1 protein-coding gene is annotated in these 1,607 nt (G+C 74.9%); it reads left to right on the forward strand.

Annotated features, from left to right (window positions below; all coding sequences use genetic code 11):
* The first annotated feature begins 34 nt into the window (after positions 1-34).
* A complete protein-coding gene (radA, locus tag GA0115240_RS04765) occupies positions 35-1,420 on the forward strand; it encodes a DNA repair protein RadA (RefSeq protein WP_093735392.1) in 1,386 nt (461 codons plus the stop codon).
* Positions 1,421-1,607 lie beyond the last annotated feature (187 nt).

The raw sequence follows: 1,607 nt of genomic DNA on the forward strand, positions 1-1,607 counted from the left end.
CGCGTTGTCGTACCGGCCCGCTACGGTGAGGCGCATGGCCACCCGTAAGCCCGCTCCGAAGGACCGTCCCTCCTACCGCTGCGCCGAATGCGGCTGGACCACGGTCAAGTGGCTCGGCCGGTGCGGCGAGTGCCAGGCCTGGGGCACGATCGAGGCGTTCGGCGGCGCGCCCGCCGTCCGCACCACCGCGGCCGGCCGGGTCACCACCGCGGCGCAGCGGATCAGCGAGGTGGACGGCCGCCAGGCCACCGCCCGCTCGACGGGCGTGCCGGAGCTCGACCGGGTGCTCGGCGGCGGCCTGGTGCCCGGCGCGGTCGTACTGGTGGCGGGCGAGCCGGGCGTCGGCAAGTCCACCCTGCTGCTGGACGTGGCGGCGAAGGCGTCCTCGGCGCAGTCCCCCACGCTCTACATCACCGCCGAGGAATCGGCCTCGCAGGTGCGGTTGCGCGCCGACCGGATCGGCGCGCTCGCCGACCACCTGTATCTGGCCGCCGAGACCGATCTGTCCGCGGTCCTCGGCCACTTGGACGACGTGAAGCCGGCCCTGCTGGTGCTCGACTCGGTGCAGACCGTCGCCTCCCCGGAGATCGACGGTGCGCCCGGCGGCATGGCGCAGATCCGCGAGGTCGCCGGCGCGCTGATCCGGGCGTCGAAGGAACGCGGCATGTCCACGCTGCTGGTCGGCCACGTCACCAAGGACGGCGCGATCGCCGGACCGCGGCTGCTGGAGCACCTGGTGGACGTGGTGCTGAGCTTCGAGGGCGACCGGCACGCCCGGCTGCGGCTGATCCGCGGCATCAAGAACCGTTACGGGGCCACCGACGAGGTGGGCTGCTTCGAGTTGCACGACGAGGGCATCATCGGGCTGGCCGACCCGTCGGGGCTGTTCCTGACCCGGCGTGACGAGCCGGTGCCGGGCACGTGCCTGACGGTCACGCTGGAGGGCCGCCGCCCGCTGGTCGCCGAGGTGCAGGCGCTGACGGTGGACACCCAGATCCCGTCCCCGCGCCGCACCACCTCCGGCCTGGAGACGTCCCGGGTGTCGATGATGCTGGCGGTGCTGGAGCAGCGCGGCCGGATCAAGGCGATCGGCAAGCAGGACATCTACACGGCGACGGTCGGCGGCGTGAAGCTGTCCGAGCCGGCCGCCGACCTCGCGGTCGCGCTGGCGCTGGCCAGCGCGGCGATCGACACGCCACTGCCGCAGAACCTAGTGGCGATCGGGGAGGTGGGGCTGGCGGGGGAGGTCCGCCGGGTCACCGGCGTCCAGCGCCGCCTGTCCGAGGCCCACCGCCTCGGCTTCACCCACGCCCTCGTCCCGCCGGACCCCGGCAAGGTGCCGGCCGGCATGAAGGTGATCGAGGTCTCCGACATAGGCGACGCGCTCCGGGCGCTGCCACAGCGGGGGTCGCGCGGCTAGCGCCTCCACGCGCGGCCCGCCCGCCACCCGGCCGGTTCCCCGGCCGACCGCTCGGGGCAACCCCTCCGCTGGCTCGGGCCACCCCCGGGATGCCGAACCCGGGCCCTCCGCCGGACCCTCCACCCGGAGCGGCTTGCCCGCGCGGTTCCGCCCCCGACTTCGCCCGGGGATGCCCCAGCGCCCCTAC

Source organism: Streptomyces sp. DvalAA-14 (genome assembly GCF_900091855.1).
In the GTDB taxonomy this organism is placed as follows: Bacteria; Actinomycetota; Actinomycetes; order Streptomycetales; family Streptomycetaceae; genus Actinacidiphila.